The following is a 440-nucleotide window of genomic DNA, read 5'->3' on the forward strand; positions in this document are numbered from 1 at the left end:
GCCATATTCGTGGCGCCACGAGTCCGCGCAGTCGAAACCCTGCGGCGTATCACGCGTGGGAACCCAGCGGCCCTGCCACACGTAGGATGTCACGTCAGCCCCGCGATCACAGCGTTGGCCTTGAGCTGCAGCTCGGCGTATTCCGCATCGGCGCGAGAATCCCACACGATCGCGCCCCCGGCGCCCACTGTGAGCCGCTCACCCTGCTTGACCGCGGTGCGGATGACGACGCTGAGCTCCGCGTTGCCGTCGAAACCGAAATAACCGATCGCGCCCGAGTACACTCCGCGCGGGCCGGGCTCGAGGGCGTCGATAAGCGCGCACGTGCGCTCCTTCGGTGCCCCCGTCATCGAACCCGGTGGGAAGGTCGCACGCACCAGGTCGATCAGCCCGCGGTCGGGACGCAACCGCCCGGTAATCGTGGAGACGAGCTGATGTAC

Annotated in this window: 1 protein-coding gene; it reads right to left on the minus strand. The window is 67.5% G+C overall.

Features of this window, described 5'->3' with window-relative positions; translation table 11 throughout:
* Positions 1-89: 89 nt before the first annotated feature.
* Positions 90-440 (minus strand): chorismate-binding protein (locus tag H9X96_RS22430; protein ID WP_187668427.1); only part of this gene is annotated, 351 nt, incomplete at its 5' end.

It is taken from the genome of Pedobacter sp. N36a, from assembly GCF_014472395.1.
GTDB lineage: Bacteria > Bacteroidota > Bacteroidia > Sphingobacteriales > Sphingobacteriaceae > Pedobacter.